The sequence below is a fragment of the Gynuella sunshinyii YC6258 genome, assembly GCF_000940805.1.
Classification (GTDB): Bacteria; Pseudomonadota; Gammaproteobacteria; order Pseudomonadales; family Natronospirillaceae; genus Gynuella; species Gynuella sunshinyii.
Window position 1 is genome coordinate 1,051,176 of record NZ_CP007142.1, and the last position, 21,748, is coordinate 1,072,923.

23 protein-coding genes are annotated in these 21,748 nt (G+C 47.5%); 8 read left to right on the forward strand and 15 right to left on the reverse strand.

Features of this window, described 5'->3' with window-relative positions:
- Positions 1 to 103 precede the first annotated feature (103 nt).
- A complete protein-coding gene (locus YC6258_RS04635) occupies positions 104 to 334 on the forward strand; it encodes a hypothetical protein (protein WP_044616006.1) in 231 nt (76 codons plus the stop codon).
- 33 nt (positions 335 to 367) lie between these two features.
- Here the strand turns inward: YC6258_RS04635 and tatC are convergent, their stop codons facing one another.
- The 8 genes from tatC to ubiE are packed head-to-tail and all read right to left on the reverse strand — an operon-like array spanning position 368 to position 5,401.
- Complete coding sequence (gene tatC, locus YC6258_RS04640; RefSeq protein WP_044616007.1) at positions 368 to 1,135, reverse strand: twin-arginine translocase subunit TatC; 768 nt, start codon at positions 1,133 to 1,135, stop codon at positions 368 to 370.
- Positions 1,132 to 1,458 (reverse strand): Sec-independent protein translocase protein TatB, encoded by a 327-nt coding sequence (tatB, locus tag YC6258_RS04645; RefSeq protein ID WP_052830059.1) that lies wholly within the window; start codon positions 1,456 to 1,458, stop codon positions 1,132 to 1,134. Before tatB ends, tatC begins: the two co-directional genes overlap by 4 nt.
- A gap of 3 nt (positions 1,459 to 1,461) precedes the next feature.
- Complete coding sequence (gene tatA / locus YC6258_RS04650) at positions 1,462 to 1,707, reverse strand: Sec-independent protein translocase subunit TatA (RefSeq protein WP_044616008.1); 246 nt, start codon at positions 1,705 to 1,707, stop codon at positions 1,462 to 1,464.
- Positions 1,708 to 1,727: 20 nt separating this feature from the next.
- Positions 1,728 to 2,072, reverse strand: a complete 345-nt coding sequence (locus YC6258_RS04655; protein WP_044616009.1) for a histidine triad nucleotide-binding protein — start codon at positions 2,070 to 2,072, stop codon at positions 1,728 to 1,730.
- A complete protein-coding gene (locus YC6258_RS04660) occupies positions 2,069 to 2,407 on the reverse strand; it encodes a phosphoribosyl-ATP diphosphatase (protein ID WP_044616010.1) in 339 nt (112 codons plus the stop codon). Before YC6258_RS04660 ends, YC6258_RS04655 begins: the two co-directional genes overlap by 4 nt.
- Positions 2,400 to 4,031 carry a ubiquinone biosynthesis regulatory protein kinase UbiB gene (gene ubiB / locus YC6258_RS04665; protein ID WP_044616011.1) on the reverse strand — a complete coding sequence of 544 codons (1,632 nt, stop codon included), beginning with the start codon at positions 4,029 to 4,031 and terminating at the stop codon, positions 2,400 to 2,402. The genes YC6258_RS04660 and ubiB overlap by 8 nt, the downstream gene beginning before the upstream one ends.
- A complete protein-coding gene (locus tag YC6258_RS04670) occupies positions 4,028 to 4,651 on the reverse strand; it encodes a ubiquinone biosynthesis accessory factor UbiJ (RefSeq protein ID WP_044616012.1) in 624 nt (207 codons plus the stop codon). The genes ubiB and YC6258_RS04670 overlap by 4 nt, the downstream gene beginning before the upstream one ends.
- The gene (gene ubiE / locus YC6258_RS04675; RefSeq protein WP_044616013.1) at positions 4,652 to 5,401 is read right to left on the reverse strand and encodes a bifunctional demethylmenaquinone methyltransferase/2-methoxy-6-polyprenyl-1,4-benzoquinol methylase UbiE; all 750 of its coding nucleotides are present in this window, start codon (positions 5,399 to 5,401) and stop codon (positions 4,652 to 4,654) included.
- 306 nt (positions 5,402 to 5,707) lie between these two features.
- On the opposite strand from ubiE, the gene YC6258_RS04680 reads away from it, so the two are divergent.
- The 4 genes from YC6258_RS04680 (at position 5,708) to YC6258_RS04695 (ending at position 10,011) form a co-directional block, all read left to right on the forward strand.
- Positions 5,708 to 6,961 carry an ABC transporter substrate-binding protein gene (locus tag YC6258_RS04680; protein WP_044616014.1) on the forward strand — a complete coding sequence of 418 codons (1,254 nt, stop codon included), beginning with the start codon at positions 5,708 to 5,710 and terminating at the stop codon, positions 6,959 to 6,961.
- 108 nt (positions 6,962 to 7,069) lie between these two features.
- The gene (locus YC6258_RS04685; RefSeq protein WP_044616015.1) at positions 7,070 to 7,975 is read left to right on the forward strand and encodes a carbohydrate ABC transporter permease; all 906 of its coding nucleotides are present in this window, start codon (positions 7,070 to 7,072) and stop codon (positions 7,973 to 7,975) included.
- A complete protein-coding gene (locus YC6258_RS04690; protein WP_044616016.1) occupies positions 7,968 to 8,852 on the forward strand; it encodes a carbohydrate ABC transporter permease in 885 nt (294 codons plus the stop codon). The genes YC6258_RS04685 and YC6258_RS04690 overlap by 8 nt, the downstream gene beginning before the upstream one ends.
- Before the next feature lie 49 nt (positions 8,853 to 8,901).
- Entirely contained in the window at positions 8,902 to 10,011 is a 1,110-nt protein-coding gene (locus tag YC6258_RS04695) for an ABC transporter ATP-binding protein (RefSeq protein ID WP_044616017.1), read from the forward strand.
- A gap of 43 nt (positions 10,012 to 10,054) precedes the next feature.
- Here the strand turns inward: YC6258_RS04695 and YC6258_RS04700 are convergent, their stop codons facing one another.
- On the reverse strand, positions 10,055 to 12,268 hold the full coding sequence (locus YC6258_RS04700) for a bifunctional diguanylate cyclase/phosphodiesterase (protein WP_044616018.1): 2,214 nt from the start codon (positions 12,266 to 12,268) through the stop codon (positions 10,055 to 10,057).
- Between the two features lie 225 nt (positions 12,269 to 12,493).
- Here YC6258_RS04700 and YC6258_RS04705 point away from each other — a divergent pair, with 225 nt between their 5' ends.
- Entirely contained in the window at positions 12,494 to 12,721 is a 228-nt protein-coding gene (locus YC6258_RS04705; RefSeq protein ID WP_044616019.1) for a hypothetical protein, read from the forward strand.
- A 123-nt stretch (positions 12,722 to 12,844) separates the two neighbouring features.
- Here YC6258_RS04705 and YC6258_RS04710 read toward each other — a convergent pair whose 3' ends face one another.
- From YC6258_RS04710 to YC6258_RS04720, 3 genes are all read right to left on the reverse strand, one after another.
- Positions 12,845 to 13,759 carry a pseudouridine-5'-phosphate glycosidase gene (locus YC6258_RS04710; protein WP_044616020.1) on the reverse strand — a complete coding sequence of 305 codons (915 nt, stop codon included), beginning with the start codon at positions 13,757 to 13,759 and terminating at the stop codon, positions 12,845 to 12,847.
- On the reverse strand, positions 13,744 to 14,835 hold the full coding sequence (locus YC6258_RS04715; RefSeq protein WP_044616021.1) for a PfkB family carbohydrate kinase: 1,092 nt from the start codon (positions 14,833 to 14,835) through the stop codon (positions 13,744 to 13,746). Before YC6258_RS04715 ends, YC6258_RS04710 begins: the two co-directional genes overlap by 16 nt.
- 91 nt (positions 14,836 to 14,926) lie before the next feature.
- Positions 14,927 to 15,688: an exodeoxyribonuclease III gene (locus YC6258_RS04720; RefSeq protein WP_044616022.1), complete on the reverse strand. Its 762-nt coding sequence runs from the start codon at positions 15,686 to 15,688 to the stop codon at positions 14,927 to 14,929.
- A 333-nt stretch (positions 15,689 to 16,021) separates the two neighbouring features.
- Between YC6258_RS04720 and pyrE the strand changes: the two genes are divergently transcribed.
- Together pyrE and YC6258_RS04730 are read left to right on the forward strand one after the other, a co-directional pair.
- Positions 16,022 to 16,672 carry an orotate phosphoribosyltransferase gene (gene pyrE / locus YC6258_RS04725; RefSeq protein WP_044616023.1) on the forward strand — a complete coding sequence of 217 codons (651 nt, stop codon included), beginning with the start codon at positions 16,022 to 16,024 and terminating at the stop codon, positions 16,670 to 16,672.
- 258 nt (positions 16,673 to 16,930) lie between these two features.
- Positions 16,931 to 17,530 (forward strand): hypothetical protein, encoded by a 600-nt coding sequence (locus YC6258_RS04730; protein WP_052830060.1) that lies wholly within the window; start codon positions 16,931 to 16,933, stop codon positions 17,528 to 17,530.
- Positions 17,531 to 17,621: 91 nt separating this feature from the next.
- Here the strand turns inward: YC6258_RS04730 and slmA are convergent, their stop codons facing one another.
- The 3 genes from slmA to YC6258_RS30850 are packed head-to-tail and all read right to left on the reverse strand — an operon-like array spanning position 17,622 to position 21,725.
- Entirely contained in the window at positions 17,622 to 18,221 is a 600-nt protein-coding gene (slmA, locus tag YC6258_RS04735; RefSeq protein WP_044616024.1) for a nucleoid occlusion factor SlmA, read from the reverse strand.
- Positions 18,218 to 19,129, reverse strand: a complete 912-nt coding sequence (argB, locus tag YC6258_RS04740) for an acetylglutamate kinase (protein ID WP_044616025.1) — start codon at positions 19,127 to 19,129, stop codon at positions 18,218 to 18,220. The genes slmA and argB overlap by 4 nt, the downstream gene beginning before the upstream one ends.
- A 40-nt stretch (positions 19,130 to 19,169) precedes the next feature.
- A complete protein-coding gene (locus YC6258_RS30850) occupies positions 19,170 to 21,725 on the reverse strand; it encodes a phosphomannomutase/phosphoglucomutase (protein ID WP_052830061.1) in 2,556 nt (851 codons plus the stop codon).
- Between the last annotated feature and the right edge of the window lie 23 nt (positions 21,726 to 21,748).

Genomic DNA, 21,748 nt, shown 5'->3' on the forward strand with positions numbered 1-21,748 from the left:
GTTTGAGATCGATTTGATATCTTCCTCAATAAACTAAATCGTATCCCGATTTCCGTCGTCATTTCCCGGTGTGTTTATCTAAACTAAACCAGGAGAAATGAAAATGTTTTTGAAATCAATCCGTGAACATTTTGAACTACGTCTTGAGCGTCATCGTCAACTGAAAAAAATTGCTCGTATCCGCTATCAGACTCAGGGATTATCCGAACACCTGCGCAATGATATTAACCTTGATGGTTATCTGGCTAAATTGCATCAGGAATCGAGCTTTAAAGCGCCGAAGAAAAATGTCATTTATCTTGAAAGGGTGCATAAGAAACGAGCCAGTCCCTGATCAGATGCGGAAGAAGGAAGCTCCCTTCTTCCGCTAATTTTCTGCGCTGGCAGTGTTTGACTCTCTACTCTTGGTGGCAAATCGGCTGAACATCAGGCCAATTTCAAACAGCAGCCACATGGGTAATGCCAGAATGGTTTGTGAGAATACGTCAGGGGGGGTGACCAACATGCCTACAGCAAAACAGCCAACAAAAATATAGGGTCTCTTTTTTCTAAGACTTTCAATTTCAACGATACCTGCCCACACCAGTAGAAACGTCGCGATAGGTATCTCAAATGCAATTCCGAATGCAAAGAAAATTTTGAGAATAAAATCCAGAACATTGGATATGTCCGGCAGATAAGCAATGCCTTCAATGGAGATGGCGGCAAAAAAACCAAAGATGATGGGAAGCACCACGAAATAGGCGAAAGCGATACCGCAATAAAACAACAGTACACTGGAAATTAATAAAGGTACGGCAAACTTCTTCTCATGTTTATAAAGTGCAGGTGCAATAAAACCCCATGTCTGATGAAGAATAAACGGGATAGCAATGAAAACAGCGGTAACCAGCGTCAGTTTTAGCGGTACCAGGAATGGTGCTGTCACACCTGTTGCGATGAGCCCTACATCAGCGATGTTTTCGGGTAACAAGCGCTCAAGCGGTTTTGAAACAATGACATACAGGTCATTGGCAAAATAATATAAAACGGCAAATATGGCGATCACGACGATAATCGTTTTGATCAGTCGGTCTCTCAATTCTTTAAGGTGCGCAACCAACGGCTGGGCTACATCATTGGGGTTATCGGTCATGTTCGGGGTTCTTTGGCTGAGTCATCAGACTCTGCGTTAGGATTTTCTGTCAGGTGATGGGTGTTGTGCGCCTGCTTTTGATGATTGTTTGTCAGATTATTGGCTTTTATTTCCAGCTCCTTGGTTTCTGCCATTATCTTTTTATTGAGTTCCTCCAGTCGGATTTCCTGCTCAATCTGGTTTTGGATGGAATTGAAAAAGCGCCGCACTTTGCCAATGGTCTGACCCACAGAACGCGCTGCGCCCGGCAGGCGTTCAGGGCCAATGACGACCATCGCGATGATGGCGAGCAACAGAAGCTCTAAAAAACCAATGTCGAACATGGTCTATGAATGACTCTTATCGGTTTTTTTGCTGGAATCCTGAGTATTGAAATCCGCATCCTTCTGTTCAATTTTACTTTGTTCGGTTTTTTCTTCAGGTTTGTTCTGCTCTTCATTCATGGCAGTTTTGAAGCTCTTGATGGCCCCACCCAGATCACCACCGATATTTTTGAGCTTTTTGGTGCCAAAAATAAGTACAACGATGACCAGAAGTATTGCCAGTTGCCAGATACTGATTCCACCCAACATAATTTTTCTCCGCTAAATATTTAAAAGCCTTTGTAGTCTTTTGAGCGCACATCACCAAGAATGTGCAAATGTAAATGCGGGACTTCCTGCCCACCACCCGGACCACTGTTGGTGATCAGACGATAACCTTGCTCCAATCCCTGTTGTTGTGCCACATCGGCGGTTTTCAACATTAATCTGGCCAGCAGCTCTGAATGCTTTGGCTGAGCCTGTTCCAGACTTTCAATATGTTCCCTGGGCACCAATAGAATATGTACCGGTGCTTTGGGGGCGATATCTTTAAACGCGACCATATCCTGATCTTCATAAACGATCGTTGCCGGAATATCACCACTGGCTATCTTACAAAAAAGGCAATCGCTCATTTTGAATGACCTCTGCTCGCTTTCTCTTCGAGGCCCGAAATGTCAAATCGCCGGGCCAGTTCCTGTAGTATATCATCGGCTGTGAGCCCCAAATGTGAAAGCATCACCAGTGAATGAAACCACAAGTCGGCAGTCTCACTGATAACGTCTTTGGTTACTCCGGAAGACTGGGCATCCTTGGCGGCAATGATGGTTTCGGTTGCCTCTTCTCCGACTTTCTCCAGAATTTTATTCAGGCCTTTGTGGTGTAATGAAGCCACGTATGAGCTTTCCGGAGCGGCATTTTTACGCGCCTCCAGGGTTTCTGTCAGTGTTTTTAATACGTCATTAGCCATGTTTTTTTCGCTTAAAGCTGATTAAGGCTGCAATAATTGCCGCCATCGCAGAGATTCCTGTCAGTGGCTGGTTGCCAAAGCCAAACCAGGCAACGCCAGCACCAATCAGCAGAATATTTGCCAGCCACCGCCATTGTTGGGCAAAGTTACGATAATGCATCTCTGCCTTGAGTTCGATGATTTGTTGCTGATATGTGGCCTGCTGATTCAGGGATAACTGGCCTGAGTTTAGTACATGGTAAATCATGTCAGGCATTTGTGGAGCTTTTTCTAGCCAGGACGGAGCCCGTTGCATAATTTCACGAAATGCCCGTTTCGGGCTATACCGATCACGCAGCCATTTTTCCAGGAATGGTTTGGCGGTTTCCCACAAATTCAGTTCCGGATACAACTCTCGCCCCAGGCCTTCAATATTCAGCAGGGTCTTTTGCAGTAATACCAGTTGTGGTTGTACTTCCATATTAAATTGGCGTGCAGTTTGAAATAGGCGGATCAGTACTACTCCAAAGGAAATTTCCGATAATGGTTTTTCAAAGATGGGTTCACAGACGGTTCTGATGGCCCCTTCAAACTCATGCACCCGAGTGGTTTCAGGCACCCAGCCAGAGTCGACATAAAGTTGGGCGACAGCGCGGTAGTCGCGGCGGAAAAATGCCAGCAGCGTCAGTGCCAGATAGTTCAGGTCCGCTTCTGACAGGCTGCCAACAATGCCACAATCTATGCCGATGAACTGAGGGCTTTCCGGGTGTTCGCGGGATACGAAGACGTTGCCGGGGTGCATATCCGCGTGAAAAAAACTGTCACGGAACACCTGGGTAAAAAAGATTTCCACTCCGCGCTCAGCCAGTAACTTCATATTGGTGTTTTGAGCTTTCAACTCGTCGATACCTGATACCGGAATACCGTAAATGCGCTCCATAGTCAGTACCGATGTGCGACTGAAATCCCAGTATATTTCAGGTACGTACAGCATCGGTGAATCCTGGAAGTTACGTCTGAGTGTGGCTGCATTGGCACCTTCTGCCAGTAGGTCCAGTTCTCCAAGAATGGTTTTGCGATACTCTTCCACAACTTCGACAGGACGCAGACGCCTGCCATCGGGGATCAGCTGGATCAACTGAGCCAGAATTCGCAGCAGCGCGAGGTCTTTTTCAATGATCTTGTCGATTCCCGGGCGGATTACTTTTACGACCACTTCCTGACCATTTTTCAGCTGCGCTGGATGAACCTGGGCAACTGAAGCTGAAGCCAGAGGTTTACGATCAAAGTTGTCATAAATCTGCTCAATCGGTTTGCCCAGGGATTTTTCAATGATTTCCTGTGCCAATTCCCCAGAAAAAGGGGGGACCTGATCCTGTAGCTTGGCCAGTTCATTGGCAATATTGATAGGCAGCAGATCCCTGCGGGTGGAAAGCATCTGGCCAAATTTGACGAATACTGGTCCTAGGTCTTCAAGCGCAAGCCTCAGTCCGGTTGCCGGGTCTTTGGGGGGGCGAATGAAATGGCGCCAAAAATTAGGCCATAGCAGCATGCGAATTTTGAGAGGCAGACGCTTGGGCAGAAATCTGTCCAGACGATAACGATCAATCACCCACAGCACCTGTATCAGGCGTAACAGCCTCATTGAGTGTCCCCGGTGCGGTTCAACAACTGTCGAATTCTCGCTTCCAGACGGTCAGTATCGAAGCGAAGACGACTGACCTGCTCAGAAAATTGCGCGAAATCGGCGGGATTTACCAGTAATTCATTTTCCTCGCGGATAAAGTTTTCTCCGGAGCGCTTAAAATGCTGCCATGCGTTGTTGAACAGCGAACCGGTAAAACGTATTCCATCGGCCAGCAAGTGTCCTGGCAAATCGCCGATGCGGTCAGCCAGTGCCGCTTCCCAGTCAATGTGCAGATCAATCAGCAGATGTTGAAGCCGGGTCAGTTGCTGACTGTTACCGCTGACCCGGATATTGTGCTCCATCAGTGCCTTGGTTTTGTCCGTTTCCCTGGCCAGATGAATGAAGCTTCTTAACGGCCCTTCCATAGAGGCATCGACTTGATCTTCCCACGCGGTTAGCAGCATAACCTCACCATCCAGGAGACGGACGTATAGATGTAGTGCTGGCTCTGTGGTTTTGATGGAGAAAATGAAATCCCCGAGGGCGGTCAGTTTATCCCGTGTGGCCGGATCGTACTTCAGAGCTTGATTAACGATTTTTTCCATACTACTGAGCATGGCGAGCGTAATGGTCTTCATTCAGGGTTTGATCCCCCGATGCAGAGCGACAATACCGCCGGTAAAATTGTGATATTTAACCTGTTCATAGCCTGCTTCTGTCATCATGCCGGCAAGTGTTTGCTGATCTGGGTGCATGCGAATGGATTCCGCCAGATAACGATAAGAATCCGCGTCCTGCGTAACCATACGGCCCATAAAGGGTAGAGCAGAGAATGAGTATTGATCGTACAGTTTGCTCAGCAGCGGATTGGTGGGTTTGGAAAACTCCAATACCAGCAGACGACCACCCGGCTTCAGGACTCTGAGCATGCTTTCAAGTGCAGCCTGTTTATTGGTGACATTGCGCAGACCAAAAGCGATGCTGACGCAGTCAAAGTGATTATCCGGGAAGGGCAGGCATTCAGCATTGGCCTGAACAAATTCAATATTATCGGCCACTCCACGATCCAGCAGGCGATCGCGACCAACCTGAAGCATGGACGCGTTGATATCCGCCAGCACAACATTGCCCTGAGGGCCAACCAGCTTGGAAAACAAAGTTGTCAGATCGCCGGTACCGCCCGCAATATCCAGTACTGAATGCCCTTTGCGCACACCGCTCAGTTCAATGGTAAAACGTTTCCAGAGCCGATGAATGCCCATGGACATCAGGTCATTCATTAAGTCATACCTGGCGGCAACGGAATGAAAGACTTCCGCCACTCTTTGTTGTTTCTCGGCGACAGGTACTTTCTGGTAGCCAAAGTCGATAGTGTCTTCTATGGTCATGTAGTCCGGCTCTGAATGGTGTTGTTAAAAGCCGCAATTCTAACCGTTTGGTGGTTTGGAATATAGCATCAGCTGGACCCGAAGACCGTAGCTGTGATGGGGAAATTATCAGAGTTGATGAGATGTAACACTAAGTTACGTTAGGTTTACTTAAATTACGTCTTTATTCTCAGTCTCAACCTAAACTGCTGGGAACGAGTCAAGATCGTCAAATAGTATGAGCTTTTTGACCGCCGGCTCGGTTTTCGCCAACAACAGGCGATTGCTCGCTATACAAATAAAATAACAACGCGAAGGATGAACATAATGAAATTCTCCAAATCGATTTTAGGCCTGGCAATAGCTGGAGCCATGTCCGTTTCTGCTGTCCAGGCAGGCGAAGTTGAAGTACTGCATTGGTGGACTTCCGGTAGTGAAGCCCGCTCTATCGCTGTGTTAAAGCAGATGGTAGAGGCGGAAGGTCACACCTGGAAAGACTTCGCGGTTGCCGGTGGCGCAGGTGAAAATGCCTATACGGTTCTGCGTTCTCGCGCAGTTTCCGGTAATCCCCCAGCGTCTGCTCAGATTAAAGGTCTGGAAATTCAGGAATGGGGTGATCTGGGATTCCTGGCAAATCTGGATGATGTCGCTGCCGCCAATCATTGGGATGACGTTCTGCCTCCAGTCGTTGCCAAGGTCATGAAAAATGATGGCCATTATGTGGCAGCCCCTGTCAACGTACACCGGGTTAATTGGTTATGGGCCAACCCTGAAGTGTTTAAGAAAGCCGGAGCCAAGGTTCCGACTTCGCTTGATGAGTTGTGGGTTGCTGCTGACAAGATTAAAGCGGCCGGATATACCGCCATCGCTCACGGTGGACAGCCATGGCAGGATGCGACTACATTCGAATCGATCGTATTGGCTGTTGGCGGTTCCGATTTCTTTGACAAGGTATTTGTCAAACTGGATCAGAAGGCATTGGGCAGCGATACCATGAAAGAGTCTTTTGATCAGTTCCGGAAAGTCAAACAGTATATCGATGCCGGATCTCCGGGACGTGACTGGAACGTTGCCACGGCAATGGTGATTAAAGGTGAAGCGGGTATGCAGTTTATGGGTGACTGGGCTAAAGGTGAGTTCACCGCAGCCAACAAAGCCCCTGGCAAAGATTTTATCTGCGCGGCATTCCCGGGTACAGACGGTGAGTTCACCTTTAATATCGACTCTCTGGCGATGTTCAAACAGAAAAACGCTGACAATGCAGAAGCTCAGAAAGTTATGGCCAAGCTGATACTGTCACCGAAATTCCAGGAAACATTCAACCTGAACAAGGGTTCCATCCCGGTTCGTATCGATCAGGATATGTCGCCATTTGACAGTTGTGCCGAGGCATCCATGAAAACCTTCATTGCCACCTCAAAAGCAGGCAAAGGTCTGGAGCCATCCATGGCCCACGGTATGTCAACCACATCCACCGTTCAGGGTGCGATGTATGACGTGATTACTGAGTTCTTCAACAGCGACATGTCTTCAGAAGATGCTGTGAAAAAACTCACACGTTCAGTCAAAGCCGCCATGTAAACCTGGTTTACGCTGGTGTCCAAAATGGCCGGGGCATGACCCCGGCCGGCATTTGAATCATTGCATGCTTTTCTTTGTAAATGGTGTTCATGCAGGGTAATAATCATTATGTCCCAACCAATCAAAATGAAACCCCGTCTGGTTGACAAAATTGAGTACTGGCTGCCAAAGGTAGTTATGTCTCCGACTGTCTTTCTGACAATGGTGTTTATCTATGGGTTTATTATCTGGACAACTGTATTGTCCTTTACCAAATCCAGAATTTTACCGGTTTATGATTTCGTCGGTTTTCAGCAGTATGTGAAGTTATTCTTGAACGATCGCTGGATGCTGGCACTTAAGAACCTGGCGATATTTGGAATCCTGTTTATTGTCATTTGCCTGTTTGTCGGTTTGTTGCTGGCGATTCTGCTGGATCAGAAAATTCGTGCTGAAGGTTTTATACGGACGGTATACCTGTACCCGATGGCGTTATCGTTCATTGTGACAGGAACGGTCTGGAAATGGTTGTTGAACCCTACTGTCGGTATTGAACGTTTTGTTCAGTCACTTGGGTTTGAAAGTTTCAGTTTCGATTGGCTGGTCAATCCTGACATGGCGATTTATACCATCGTGATTGCCGGAGTGTGGCAGTCATCCGGTTTTGTCATGGCATTGTTTCTGGCCGGATTGCGGGGTGTGGATAATTCCATCATTAAGGCCGCTCAGATAGACGGTGCCAGCATGGTGACTATTTATTCCCGTATTATCATTCCCAGCCTGAGACCGGTATTTTTCTCGGCGATTATTATGTTGGCTCATATTGCCATCAAATCATTCGATCTGATCGTCGCGCTGACAGGTGGGGGGCCAGGAAATTCCACCGATGTACCGGCAATATTCATGTATCAGTTTTCGTTTACCCGTAGTCAGATGGGGGTAGGTGCAGCTAGTGCAGTGGTCATGCTGATGGGGATTATTGCGATCCTTGTTCCGTTTTTGTATTCCGAATTGAGGGCCACCAAAAATGTCTAGCAAACCTCTGGCGGATAAGCGCTACGCTGCGATCACCGGCCGAACGATTGTCTATTCCGTTCTGATCATTGTCGCGATCTATTATCTGGTACCGCTGCTGTTAATGGTGTTGACCTCTTTTCGTTCCATGAATGAGATTCGCCTCGGGCAGTTGATCGAGTGGCCAAAGTCATTCTCCACCGAAGCCTGGAGTGAGGCGTGGAGTCAGGCGCAGATCGGGGCCAGAGACGAAAAAGGTTTGCGTCCTTACTTTATCAACTCGATTCTGATGGTTATCCCGGCAGTAAGTATCTCTACGATATTGGGTGCTTTGAATGGTTATATTCTGAGTTTCTGGCGCTTTCGAGGCAGTGATGCTTTTTTTGCCATTTTGTTGTTTGGTTGTTTTCTGCCATTTCAGGCGATCCTGTTGCCCATGTCTCAGACTTTGGGGTGGTTGGGAATATCCGGGACCTTGGGAGGTCTGATCTTTGTTCATGTGACTTACGGTATTCCGTTTACGACGCTGTTTTTCCGCAACTACTACGTAAATATTCCAGGTGAACTGATTAAGGCCGCCAAACTTGATGGCGCCGGATTTTTCACCATTTTCTGGCGCATTATCCTGCCCGTCAGTATTCCCATTATTGTCGTCTCGGTGATCTGGCAGTTCACCCAGATATGGAATGACTTTTTGTTTGGTGTGGTATTCAGTGATCCGGATTCCCAGCCTGTGACCGTTGGGCTCAATAATCTGGTGAATAGTTCCACTGGTGAAAAACGTTATAACGTCGATATGGCCGGTGCCATTATTGCTGCACTGCCAACGATCGTTGTGTATGTCGTGGCCGGCAAATATTTCGTCAGAGGATTAACGGCGGGTTCCGTTAAAGGCTAGCTAAATTTAATGCAGTCGTTGTCTGGATGGCTGTTTGAGGTGAAAGTACATGGCAACATTAACAATTAATAATGTGCAAAAATCATTTGCGGATACTCATATTCTCAAGGGTATCAATCTGGATATTCAGGATGGTGAGTTTGTTATTCTGGTCGGTCCATCCGGCTGTGGGAAATCAACCCTGCTGAACTGTATTGCCGGCTTGGAGGATGTGACCTCCGGCAGTATTGCCATTGGTGAATATGATGTCACTAATGTCACGCCCAAGGACAGGGATATCGCAATGGTATTTCAGAGTTACGCGTTATATCCGAATATGACTGTACGGAAAAATATTGCCTTTGGATTGGAGATCCGCAAGTTTCCCAAAGAGGAAATAGAGGCAGAAGTACAACGCGTTGCTGAATTGTTGCAGATTACGCATTTATTGGATCGCAAGCCATCGCAACTGTCCGGTGGTCAGAGACAGCGGGTGGCTATGGGACGGGCTCTTTCCCGTAAACCCAAGATCTACTTATTTGATGAACCACTTTCCAACCTTGACGCTAAGCTGCGAGTGGAAATGCGGACCGAAATCAAGAAGTTGCATCAGCGTTTAAATACCACGATTGTCTATGTAACCCATGATCAGATTGAGGCCATGACTCTGGCAGATCGTATTGCAGTAATGAAAGATGGATATTTGCAGCAGTTTGGCAGTCCTCAGGAGGTGTATGACAATCCAGCCAACATCTTTGTGGCTGGATTTATGGGGTCGCCGTCGATGAACTTTATCCATGCCACGTTGGTTGATCATCATGGGCGTTTATCTGCTGAAGTATCTTCAAATGGGCAAAAACAATACCTCCCTGTGCCTGAGAGCATGACTACGGTTTCGGCCTATTTAAACAAAGAAGTGATCCTGGGAATACGTCCAGAACAAATCACTCAGCAATTACCTCATCAGGTCGGCGGTGACAATATCGTCTCTTTTGATTGTCACATTGAAGTTACAGAGCCTACCGGCGCGGATACTCTGGTGTTGATCCGGTTAAGTGATCAGGAGGTGAATTGTCGGGTACATCCGGCAGAGGCCGGTCGTCCTGGAGAAAATATGGTATTGATGTTCAATATGGACAAAGCCGTATTCTTTGATCCGGTCACAGAAGATCGAATATAGACTGCGTCAGGCAGTCTTTTCAACAGTGCTTTATCGTCTCTGATCAGGGATGATTTGCCTGGTGCATCCATGCGCAAATGTCTTCCAGTGAGCACGGTTTGCAGAAATAGTATCCTTGTGCGTAGTTACAGCCGATGTGTTTCAATGCAGCAACCTGTTCGGCTGTTTCCACGCCTTCAGCAACAGATTCAAAGTTGAAATGATTGGCGATGGATATGATGACACTGGACAGGAATGTGCCGTTATTTGATTGGGTCATGTTATCGATAAAGGATTTATCAATTTTGATCTGGGCAATTGGCAGGTTATGCAGATACGTCAGTGAATTATAACCTGTGCCAAAATCATCGATGGAGAATTGAATACCAAAGTTCCGGTATTGATTCAGCCGTTTATTGATCAGTTTGTGGTTGCGGATCATGATCGATTCGGTCAGTTCAATCATCAGTTGTTCCGGGCGGACGTTATATTCTTTTAAAGTGTCTTTGACATATTCAAAAAAATCCTCACTTTCAACCACTGGCACCGATACATTGATAGCAATGACGGTATCGGGACAGATTTTTTCTATTTCCTTGAGGTCCCGGCAGGTTTGACGAATTAAGAATCTCTCCAGCTCAAAGATTAACCCGGATGATTCCGCGACGGAGATAAAGTCCTGTGGTGGGATAAATCCATCGTCTGTGGGCCATCGCATGAGCGCTTCCAGTCCGTCTGTCCGACCATTGACCAAGGAGACTTTGGGTTGGTAATACAAACACAGTTCATTGTTGTGAATGGCATTTTTCAGTTTGTTGAGCAGTTTGAGACGGGCGCTGACAATTTCATCCAGATGGTCTGCATAGGTCACCAGTTCGCCTCGTTGAAAGGCTTTAGCCTGACTCAGTGCCATAGTGGCTTTGCGCATGGCATCGGAAGGGCTGTTGCATTGAGACAGATCTGCCAGTTTGCCGATGGACACGCTAATACGAAGATCTGAATCAGCAACTTGAATGGGGCTTTCAAATAACTCAAATAGTTTGTCTGCGGACAGGTAGTTACGTGGTGCCAGTATGGCGAATGTGTCTCCGGATATTCGGAATATCATGCCGGTATTGGTTATGAGTGAATTAAGCCGATGACTGAGTTGAATCAGCACATGGTCTCCAACCTCCTGCCCAAGGCCGCTGTTGATATTGGAAAATTCGTCGATGTCCAGCAGGTAGAGATCGTAGTTGACCGATGAGTGAACAGTGGAAGCCAGGATTGTCATCAGTCTGGCGCGGTTTGGTATGCCACAAAGGCTATCTTCCCATGCCTGGGTTTTCAGGTTTTCCAGCAGTAGTTGGTTTTCCAGGCTGGAAGTGAGAGTCAGCAGCATCAGCCGCAGAGTTTCTACATGGTGCCACTCCGGTCTGAAATTTTTGTCCATGATCAGAACGAATTGACGCTCTTGTGTGTAACCAATCGTTAAGCTTGTTTGTAACTGATTGTCGAACCATTGTTCACAATCAACTGCCTGACTGAGTCGGTCAAACAGCGGGTGCTGAACATCGATAATGCTTCCTTCCAGGCATTGGAAATATTCATCAGCTGCCAGTACGTGCCATTCCTGTATTGAGGGTTCAAGGTCTTTCCAGCACAAGGCGGCCGGCACCTCAATATTGAGCAGCGAACGAACCTGTTTAATCATCTGCATGCCAAAACTGGAAAGGGGACCGGTATGCATCAACAGATTGGCGGTGCCAACAATTTTAGCCATATCCCGCTGAGTATTATTCAGGGTAACAATTTGTTGAAATGAGCGTAACGCAGAGGTGAGTGACGTAATCAGGTGGGTACGGGTCAGCTCTGTTTTGGCCCGGTAATCATTGATATCGTAATTGGCAACGGCTTTGGACTCTGGAGCCATTCCGGGCTGTCCAGTACGCAGAATAATACGAATCTCGTCATTTTTCAGCGTTCTGCGGATAAACTCCACCAGCTTAAGTCCGGTGTCATCTGATTCCATGACGACATCCAGCAGAATCACCGCAAAGTGTTGCCTGGTTTTTAGTAACTGTTCCGCCTGTGCTCCGGAATATGCATGATGTAACGCCAGCTCGCGCCCCAATATTCGCACAGAGCGCAGACTAAGCATTGTAACCTGATGTACATCCGGTTCATCGTCAACGATTAGTATGTTCCAGACGCCACTATCGGATGGCTTTTGCTCGGTTTCTGTTGGTTCATTAGCAAACAGTAACCGTTCCTCTGAGGCAATCGTAGGTAATGTCACACTATAACTCCAACATATAATGCATGGTTTGCCAGCATCAAATTTTTAGATTTAGCGTAGTTGAAATTAGTCCTTTCAGCCAATGGAAGCCGATAATTTCTGACTCACATAAGCTGCTGAACCGGCGTATGATCTATATTTTTCCCATGAGATAGCCTGATAACGGCTTTAAACCACAGTGGAAATTGAACGTCTAACGGAACATTCTGGGTTTTGGAGTGGCTAATGTTTCAAATTACTGTGTTTGAGATGGTGGTGTTGATCGTATTGATCTCCACGATAGGACAGCTCATCAGACAACGAATGCGCTCACAGAAAATCAGTCGTGAGCAGCTGAAAGAGTTGGAGCAGAAGATTCGCCGTATCGATGAGCTGGAGGAACGGATCAGAGTGTTGGAACGAATCGTGACGGATCCTAAAGAGAACCTGCGCAGAGATATCGGAGCGTTATAAGCGCCAGCTACCCGATTATGGGTTGATTACAGATACTGGCGTGCTGTGTCGTGAGATTGGAATGGAGAGCACGACACTCTCCAATACAGGCGAAAGCCTGTATCAGACAGTGTTCATTTGGTATTACAGATGGCTTAGTTCGGTTGCAATGTGTGCTGCCAGCCGTGCGTTGTTGAATACCAGCTGGATGTTGCTTTCGAGACTGTTTCCACCGGTCAGCTGCGCTACCCGCTCCAGCAGGAATGGCGTAGAGTCCTTGCCACTGATATGTTTCTGTGTGGCTTCCTCCAGCGCTTGTTCAATGGCCTCATTAATCTTGGCTTTGTCCATGGCATACTGCTCTGGGATCGGGTTGGCGATGACCACGCCACCGTTCAACTGCAAACTCCATTTGGCTTCCAGAAACGCTGCGATTTGCTGTGCATCATCCAGCTGATAATCCACACTCTGGTCGCTGTCACGGGTATAAAATGCCGGTAACTGTTTAGTCTGATAACCAATTACCGGTACACCCTGGGTTTCGAGATATTCACGTGTGAGTGCCAGATCAAGGATCGACTTGGCGCCTGCGCATACAACGGCAACATTGGTATGTGCCAGTTCCTGAAGATCGGCAGAAATATCAAATGTCTGTTGCGCTCCCCGGTGTACTCCACCAATTCCTCCAGTCGCGAACACTTTGATACCGGCCATGGCGGCAATAATCATGGTGGCAGCGACGGTGGTCGCACCATGTTTGCCCGTTGCAACGACATAGGGCAGATCGCGACGGGAACATTTGGTGACAGAGAGACCGGCTTTAGCCAGAACATTGATTTCGTCATGGCTAAGTCCCGCTTTCAGGCGTCCATCGATAACCGCTATAGTGGCAGGAATGGCACCGTTTTCCCGGATAACCTGTTCTACTTTAAGGGCTGTTTCGGCGTTATCGGGCCAGGGCATGCCATGGGAGATGATGGTGCTCTCCAATGCCACTACGGGTTTGTTGTCTGCCAGAGCTTGCTGTACTTCGGCGCTGATATCTAAATGTCTGTGCATGAGTTTTCCATCCAGAGTTGAATCTTTTCGTAACTGAGTTCGGGGTTGACGGCGAGTGTGGATTTCAGCGTAAACGTGGCACACGCCAGGGCCAGCTGAAGTTGCTGTTGCAGAGAGTGTTCCTGCAACTCCGAATACATCACTGCTGCCATCAATGCGTCGCCCGCACCGGTATCACTGATAATATGATCCGTTTTAGGCGGAGCGGCTTGTATACGCTGTTCGCTGTTCGCCAATATGGCGCCTTCTGCACCAAGGCTTAGCAGTACTTTTTGAGTACCTTTTTCCAGCAGAGCGTCCAGAATTTCATCATTGGATAATGAAGATCGCTGCAGAATGGCCAACGCCTCTGACCGGTTGGTTTTCAGAATGTTGAGCTTGGGCAGTAGCGCTGTTAATCGTGGTGCTTTGGTTTCAGACACCGCATCTGCGGAAATCGGGCTGGAGAACTGTTGTTCGGCAAGCCATTGGATTAATTCTTCGGAACAATTGGCTTCCACCAGAATCTGATTGGCGGCCTGTAATGTGGGTAATCTGCTGGTCAGGTCATCCGGGCCGAATTTATCCATGATACTCATGTCTGCAACGGCGCCCTGGAGTGAACCGCTGGAATCATTCAGAGCGATGTAGGTACCGGTGGAGAGTCCGGGTTTTACCATGCAGTGTTCGGTACTGATCTGGCAACGAACCAGGTCATCCAGCAGCCAGCGTCCTCTTGCATCATTGCCAATTACTGAAACCAGCTGTACCTGTGTTCCGAGACGGGCAAGATTTTCAGCAATGTTGCGGGCAACTCCACCAGCCGTCTGGCTGATGCTGCCTGGGTTGGAATCTGCCGGCAGAAAGGTATGGAAACTGGAACCGATGAGGTCAACATTGGCTCCTCCTATCACCACAATGCTTTTTGGGGGTGGAAAAATATATCCTTTCCCAATGATTTTGCCTTTCCGTGTCAGGCGCATAATGTGACCGGCGACGGATTCGCGCGAGAGCCCCAGCTGATTTGCAATTTCCTGTTGGCTGGCCATAGGGTTATGGCGCAAAGCCTGGAGGACTTTAAGTTCTTGAGGAGTCATGATTCTAACAAAAGTTTGATTTGTGAAACTTATGTTAGGTCTTTGTCAGGAGTAGTGCAAATGAATTGTGCAACGGCAATACCGGAATGGATTACAGCTCCAGGTCGTAATCCACTTCCAACATGCAATGAGGAGACAGGCGGGGCTCAGTAATAATTCTCGCGCTGTCGATATAGGGAGCCAGCTCCGGCGTGATAATCTGATAGTCGATACGCATACCGAAGCGCTGTGCTTCATCGAATGGCCACCAGGTATGTTGTAATTCGCGTTTGTTGATCTGTCTGAAGGCATCAACATATCCGAGTGGTCCCACTACCTGATCCATCCAGGCACGTTCTTCGGGTAGGAACCCTGGGTTACGCTGATGGTTTTCCCAATTGCCAAGATCAATGGTTCTGTGAGCCATGTGAAAAGTACCCACAAAGATGTACTCGCGGCGTTTGCGGCGGGTTTTTTTCAGATGTGCCTTAAACTGTTCCATGAACTGGAACTTCAGTTCCTGCTCTTCATCATCGCTGGCATAGGGAAACAAGACAGAGCAGATGCTGAAATTATCAAAATCAGCTTGTATGAAACGGCCCTCAATGTCGCACTGGGGGAACCCCAGTCCACGAATAACAGCCTTCGGCATTTTGCGGCAATAAATCCCTACACCGCTGAAATCATCTTCTTCGGCATCTGCGAAAAAAGCTTCGAAACCTGGCACTTCAAGAACATGCTGAGGTATCTGATACTCTTTACAACGCAGATTCTGAACACAAACGATATCCGCATCACAGTTTTTCAGCCATTCACTGAAACCTCTTTCCTCTGCGTTTTCGACACCATTCAAATTCAAGGTGATGATTTTCATCTGTTCCTATTTCCGATTAATCATACGCATGAGCGCAGATATGAATACAAGTCGACCATCCTGTTTGGAGGCATATCATTGATATTTAGTGCTGGAGAAGCTTAGAAAAATTTTCATATTTCAGTTTAGCTCAATTTTCCTGTTTGTAGCCTGAAAAACAGATTGAATCAGGAACTCCCAAGATTATCCACACGTTTTGAGTCCGGTAATATACACATTTTGACACATCTTTTTAATCTCTTTTTAGGTGCTCATCTGTTTGGCAGGATTTGAGTCGGTTGCTCAGATATAATGGCATAATCCGTATCTTGAAACTGGAACCGTAGAAAGATTATGAAACCTTTTCAGACAGAATTTATTGAGTTTGTACTGGCCCAGAAAGTCTTGCAGTTTGGTCATTTTACTTTGAAGTCCGGACGGCAAAGCCCGTACTTTTTCAATGCCGGATTACTGAAGGATGGTGCTGCATTATCTCAGTTGGGAAAGTTTTATGCCCAGGCAATCATAGAATCGGGTCTTTCTTTCGATATTCTGTTTGGGCCTGCTTATAAAGGCATTCCCTTGGCGGTGTCGACCGCCGTGGCGCTGCAGCGTGATCATCAAATAAACACGCCATATGTTTTTAATCGTAAGGAGAAAAAGGACCACGGTGAAGGAGGTTCACTGGTTGGTGCTGAGTTGCTGGGGCAGGTGCTGATTGTGGATGACGTAATTACTGCAGGTACAGCGATACGGGAAGTAATGGATATTATCGGTCATTATCCAGCGGCATCACCGGCGGGTGTTCTGGTGATGATTGATCGGCAGGAGAAAGGTCGATCAGATCTGTCGGCTGTTCAGGAAGTTGAGCGTGATTTTGGTACTCCGGTCATCAGTATCATCTCCCTTGATAACATTGTGGAATACCTGCGTAAGCGTCCGGATATGCAGACTGAGCTGGCAAGTATTTCTGCTTATCGGGAGCAATACGGCGTGACCCGATAAATACCGGTGACTGGCGGCTGTCCAGGGTTTGGATTGACCTTGACAGACTCTTCTCCTTGTCCGATGGTTGCTATGTTTAAGAATCAGGAAAACCACAATAAACGAACTGTTTTCGTACTGACTGTCTAAAGCTCTTATATTTCCTGCAAAGAAAATAGTGATCTCACAAACATCAGTGCCACATTATTAACGAAGCTATTGGGGAATTTCGGATTTTCCTGACATATTTATCAAGTATCTTAATATTGGGAATCGAGTATGAAATCGGGCAAACAGCTTGTTTGCATTGTAGTGTTCATGACCGCCGGTTGGACCGCTGCAGCGAACCTTTATCGTTATACCGACCAAAACGGCACCTTGGTGCTGGAAAGCATGATACCTCCTGAGTTTGTCTCCAAAGGATATGAAATTCTAAATGAGCAGGGACAGGTGCTTAAAGTGGTTCCTCCGGCACCTTCTGCTGAAGAGTTAGCCAAAAAGAAAGCTGAACAAGAACGGCTGGAAATGCAGAGTGCCAGAGATGCAGAATTAATGAAGTTATACCGTTCACCAGAAGACGTGGATCGGGCGAAAGCCTCATGGATGAGTCGGCTGGATGTTGAGATCAAGCTGAAGCGTAATCAATTGACCATCAGACAGACTGAGTTGGACGAGCTGCGTTCTCAGGCCGCTTCATTGGAACGCGTCAATAAACCCATCCCCGAAGCTTTGTTGCAGCAAATGCAGGAAGTACAGTCGCTGATGGAAGCCATTAATGTTGATATTCAGAAAGTTGAAGCTCGCAAAGTTGAGGATGAAAAACAGTTTGAACTGGATAAGCAACGGGTTGCGGAACTGATCAAGAATAAACAGAAGTAGGGTGTTGTTTTTGCGGTAATGGCTTTTTTGGTAGAGGCTGACTGAACAGGTGATGGGTCATAACTGCCAGTCAGCATTTCAGGTTGAGGGGCTAAAAGACAAACAGTGCGTGAGCGAGCGCAGGCCACTGTTCTTTCCAGTATTGAGTAGGAGAGTGTGCAAATTCGGTTCGAACGAACTCGCCAATGCGTCCTTGTACAACGGCAAGTGCCAGGTTGGAACTGGCATTGACTGGTAGCCGCAGTTGCGCATCCTCTCGAATTTCGGTTTCCCTGAACACCTGCTTAAGCTGTGTATCAAGGCGATCAAACAACTGAGCCACCCGTTGGCGCAGGCGATCGGTTTCTCCAGCCAGAGCATCACCATTCAATATTCTGCACATGCCAGGATTTTTTTCTGCAAATGTCAAAATAAGTGTCAGTATGGCACTGCATCGGATTTCTGTTTGTTTCTCTTCCTGAAGAATACGATTGATGCGGCTGAACAGTGTTTCCTCAATAAAGCTTATGAGTCCTTCAAACATTTTGGCTTTGGAAGGAAAATGTCGATACAGAGCCGCCTCAGAAACGCCTACGGCATTGGCCAGTTTGGCGGTGGTAATTGGGCTTCCCGGCTGGTTTTCCAGCATCTGTGCCAGTGATTGGAGTATTTGTTCTCTTCGGTTTATTTTTTTTGGTACAGCTTGGATCATGACTCAGCTTGCTTATGATTGGTAATCAAAGTGCCTACCCCTTCATTGGAGAACACTTCCAGTAATGTGGCATGGGATACCCGGCCATCAATTATGTGAGAGCTGGTAACGCCGTTGTTGACGGCATCCAGTGCGCAGCGGATTTTGGGTAGCATGCCACCATAAATGGTTCCATCCTCAATTAATGCATCTACCTCGCCGGTTGAAAGCCCGGTCAGGACATTCCCCTGCTTGTCTTGTAATCCTGATATATTGGTCAGCAGGATAAGTTTTTCTGCCTGCAGGCATTCGGCAATTTTGCCAGCTACCAGATCCGCGTTGATGTTATAACTGGCACCATCATGTCCTACGCCGATAGGGGCAACAACCGGAATGATGTCCCCCTTGATTAACATTTGTAAAACGTTAGGGTCTACTTTTTCGACTTCACCAACGTGGCCGATATCGACAATTTCTGATTTTTGAAGATCCGGGCTTATGGTTTTGACTTTCATTTTTTTAGCGTGAATCAGTCGTCCGTCTTTACCGGTCAGGCCGACAGCTTTGCCACCATGTTGATTGATCAAGGTTACGATTTCCTTATTAACCAAACCGCCCAGAACCATTTCCACGACATCCATGGTTTCAGAGGTGGTAACCCGCATACCATTTACAAACTCTGATTTGATGTTGAGCTTTTCCAGCAGGTTGCCTATTTGCGGGCCACCGCCATGTACCACCACCGGATTAATGCCAACGGTTTTGAGCAATACGATATCTCTGGCGAAACTGGATTTCAGATGTTCCTCGGTCATGGCATTGCCACCGTACTTGATAACGATGGTCTTTCCCTGGAACTGCTGAATATAAGGTAGGGCTTCACTAAGGACTTGTGCAAAGTTTAATGCACTGTTTATATCAAGTGGCATTTACGTAACCCTTGGATTTCTTGTTGAATAGTTTCACATATTAGAACGGAAATTGTAATGAGCTGTCTATGGACAACAACTGCTGCTTAAAGCTTTCCTGTATTCTGGCCATGGCTGCTGCATTAGTTGCTTCAAACCGGCAAATCAGATTGGAACCGGTGTTTGATGCTCTTACCACGCCCCAGCCATCATTAAATTCGACTCTGACACCATCAATCGTGCTCATTTTCCCTCCGCTGAACACCGCATTTCGTGCCATCCTCTCCATAATTCTGAATTTCGAGCTTTCATCCACGGAAACAGGTATTTCCGGTGTGCTGATGTCATTGGGCAAAGTGTTAGCCAGCTCATCAATCGTTTGACCCGTTTTTTGCAGTATCTCCAACAATCTGGCGGCGCTGTATAAGCCGTCGTCAAACCCATACCAGCGTTCTTTGAAGAATATGTGGCCACTCAGTTCTCCGCCAAGAAGGGCATTGGTTTCACGCATTTTCTTCTTGATCAGTGAATGTCCGCTCTTCCACATGACCGGCTGGCCCCCATAACCACTGATCATGTCATGCAGGTGACGACTGCATTTCACATCGTAAATGATGGTTGCACTGTTGTTTCGGGTCAGCAAATCTCTGGCAAATAACATCAGTAGACGGTCAGCGAAGATAATCTTTCCAGATGAACTGACTATACCCAGGCGATCACCATCTCCGTCAAAAGCGATACCTATGTCAGCCTGTGTCTCTGTGACGGCTTTGATCAGTTGTTGCAGATTGGCCGGATCGCTTGGATCGGGATGATGGTTAGGGAAACGACCATCTACCTCACAATTGATGGGGTGTACCGTGCATCCCAAAGCTCCAAATAGCGAAGGCGCGACTTTGCCGGCAATGCCATTGCCTGCATCAATCACCACTTTTAACTGTCGATTACCGAGGCGGATTTCGCCGGCGACTCGATTGATGTAATTACCAACAATTTCATTTTGTGTTACTGACCCGGAACCTTTGAGAAAGTTCTGGTTGTTGATGCGGTGATATAGCCCTTTTATTTCCTGGCCCGACAGTACCTGACCTGACAATACAACCTTGAAACCATTATGGTTGCCTGGGTTATGACTCCCGGTCACCATGACACCGGACGTGATCCCCAGTACTTCAGTGGCGTAATACATCAGCGGTGTTGGTACTGCACCAAGATCAATGACGTCCCGACCGGTTTCTGTCAGTCCAATGACCAGATTACGAGCCAGCTCAGGGCTGGATAAACGGCCATCTCTGGCAACAATGATCGTTTGTTCGCCCCGTTCATAGGCTTCGCTGCCAATGGCTCTGCCAATTTTCCGGGCCACGGTGTTATCCAGTGTTTCGCCAATAATGCCTCGAATATCGTAGGCACGGAATATGGTTTCCTCCACCTGCATGCTGATAACCGGTTCGGCTTCAGGGGCATCAATACCGAGTATGTCCTGATCCTCTTCGATCATATCGATATCAAGAATTTCGTCTTGTGGAGCCAGAGGCTGATTATCCTGTGCGACCGGCTCCAGATCTAATTGGCCGACAGGTAAGCTAAAAGGGCTCGTCACCTCATTGGGACTGGGCGGTCGTTGTTTGACCCTCACTCTCGCGAGGCTCTTGGCCATGGACAGAAACAGGCTCAGTTTGAAACTGGGCAGATCCATGTTATGTCCTGACAGTAGTTTCTGGGTATAACGGGTGAAATCCCCTGCATCGTTACGAACTGTTTTTTGTAGGCTGTAGCCGGCAATGGCCATGACAACAAGCAACGCTGCGCCAAATACCGCCAGTGGGATGATAATGATGTTGGGGTTGATAATATCAGACCGATACAGCTGGTCTGAGGGTTGAAAAGTAAGCTGCCAGTTCGGGTTATCGGTTCGTATTGTCAGAGTGGGGTTGGCATTCTTGGTGCCATACTGCATAAGGGTTTGTTTGGGGCCATTGTTGAATTTTTGTTCCAGCGAGACGCTGCCGGCGGCCACATCGAAACTTCCAAGCCCGTCTTTCAGCGCGCTAAGATTCATGCTGACGGAAATGGTGCCAACGATCACATCGTTGCTGCGGATAGCCTCGACGATTTGCAAATAAGGGCGACTTTCGTGCTGTAGAGCCTCGACCGGTACCTGCTGACCCTGTTCCGCGCGGCGGATCATGTCAAGCTGGGCGAAGCCAACTGGCGGAACTGTATTCGACATCACATCCGCCTGATCCGTTGCAAAAATATGTGTTGCCAGGGCACCGGTCATTTGTGAATTGAGAGCCGTTGACAGATTTTCCAGCAACAGAAGGTTCCCTGAACTTGCCGCCCGGACAACCTGATCAGAACCCGCCACCTGACGGACGCGTTCATGCAGCAGCTTGAGCATATTGGTGAAGTAGGTTTCATATTGCTGCGTATAAATGCCGGTCAGTTCCTGCCGATGCTTTTCATTTGCAGGTTTGACGACAAAATCGATCAACCAGTAACCTAGCAGTGCCAGGAGAACCAGGCAGACCGCCACTCCGCCGAAAATATATCTCATCAATCCACGTGATGACTGTTCAGTTTTATTCGGTTGTTTTTTTGTACGTCGTTTCACGATAGAGCCCTTATTCTCATTAC

Excerpts from the sequence above, each read along its gene's own strand:
- YC6258_RS04635 (WP_044616006.1), top strand. The coding sequence starts at position 104 with ATGTTTTTGAAATCAATCCGTGAACATTTTGAACTACGTCTTGAGCGT.
- tatC (WP_044616007.1), bottom strand. The coding sequence starts at position 1,135 with ATGACCGATAACCCCAATGATGTAGCCCAGCCGTTGGTTGCGCACCTT.
- tatB (WP_052830059.1), bottom strand. The coding sequence starts at position 1,458 with ATGTTCGACATTGGTTTTTTAGAGCTTCTGTTGCTCGCCATCATCGCG.
- tatA (WP_044616008.1), bottom strand. The coding sequence starts at position 1,707 with ATGTTGGGTGGAATCAGTATCTGGCAACTGGCAATACTTCTGGTCATC.
- YC6258_RS04655 (WP_044616009.1), bottom strand. The coding sequence starts at position 2,072 with ATGAGCGATTGCCTTTTTTGTAAGATAGCCAGTGGTGATATTCCGGCA.
- YC6258_RS04660 (WP_044616010.1), bottom strand. The coding sequence starts at position 2,407 with ATGGCTAATGACGTATTAAAAACACTGACAGAAACCCTGGAGGCGCGT.
- ubiB (WP_044616011.1), bottom strand. The coding sequence starts at position 4,031 with ATGAGGCTGTTACGCCTGATACAGGTGCTGTGGGTGATTGATCGTTAT.
- YC6258_RS04670 (WP_044616012.1), bottom strand. The coding sequence starts at position 4,651 with ATGAAGACCATTACGCTCGCCATGCTCAGTAGTATGGAAAAAATCGTT.
- ubiE (WP_044616013.1), bottom strand. The coding sequence starts at position 5,401 with ATGACCATAGAAGACACTATCGACTTTGGCTACCAGAAAGTACCTGTC.
- YC6258_RS04680 (WP_044616014.1), top strand. The coding sequence starts at position 5,708 with ATGAAATTCTCCAAATCGATTTTAGGCCTGGCAATAGCTGGAGCCATG.
- YC6258_RS04685 (WP_044616015.1), top strand. The coding sequence starts at position 7,070 with ATGTCCCAACCAATCAAAATGAAACCCCGTCTGGTTGACAAAATTGAG.
- YC6258_RS04690 (WP_044616016.1), top strand. The coding sequence starts at position 7,968 with ATGTCTAGCAAACCTCTGGCGGATAAGCGCTACGCTGCGATCACCGGC.
- YC6258_RS04695 (WP_044616017.1), top strand. The coding sequence starts at position 8,902 with ATGGCAACATTAACAATTAATAATGTGCAAAAATCATTTGCGGATACT.
- YC6258_RS04705 (WP_044616019.1), top strand. The coding sequence starts at position 12,494 with ATGTTTCAAATTACTGTGTTTGAGATGGTGGTGTTGATCGTATTGATC.
- YC6258_RS04710 (WP_044616020.1), bottom strand. The coding sequence starts at position 13,759 with ATGCACAGACATTTAGATATCAGCGCCGAAGTACAGCAAGCTCTGGCA.
- YC6258_RS04715 (WP_044616021.1), bottom strand. The coding sequence starts at position 14,835 with ATGACTCCTCAAGAACTTAAAGTCCTCCAGGCTTTGCGCCATAACCCT.
- YC6258_RS04720 (WP_044616022.1), bottom strand. The coding sequence starts at position 15,688 with ATGAAAATCATCACCTTGAATTTGAATGGTGTCGAAAACGCAGAGGAA.
- pyrE (WP_044616023.1), top strand. The coding sequence starts at position 16,022 with ATGAAACCTTTTCAGACAGAATTTATTGAGTTTGTACTGGCCCAGAAA.
- YC6258_RS04730 (WP_052830060.1), top strand. The coding sequence starts at position 16,931 with ATGAAATCGGGCAAACAGCTTGTTTGCATTGTAGTGTTCATGACCGCC.
- slmA (WP_044616024.1), bottom strand. The coding sequence starts at position 18,221 with ATGATCCAAGCTGTACCAAAAAAAATAAACCGAAGAGAACAAATACTC.
- argB (WP_044616025.1), bottom strand. The coding sequence starts at position 19,129 with ATGCCACTTGATATAAACAGTGCATTAAACTTTGCACAAGTCCTTAGT.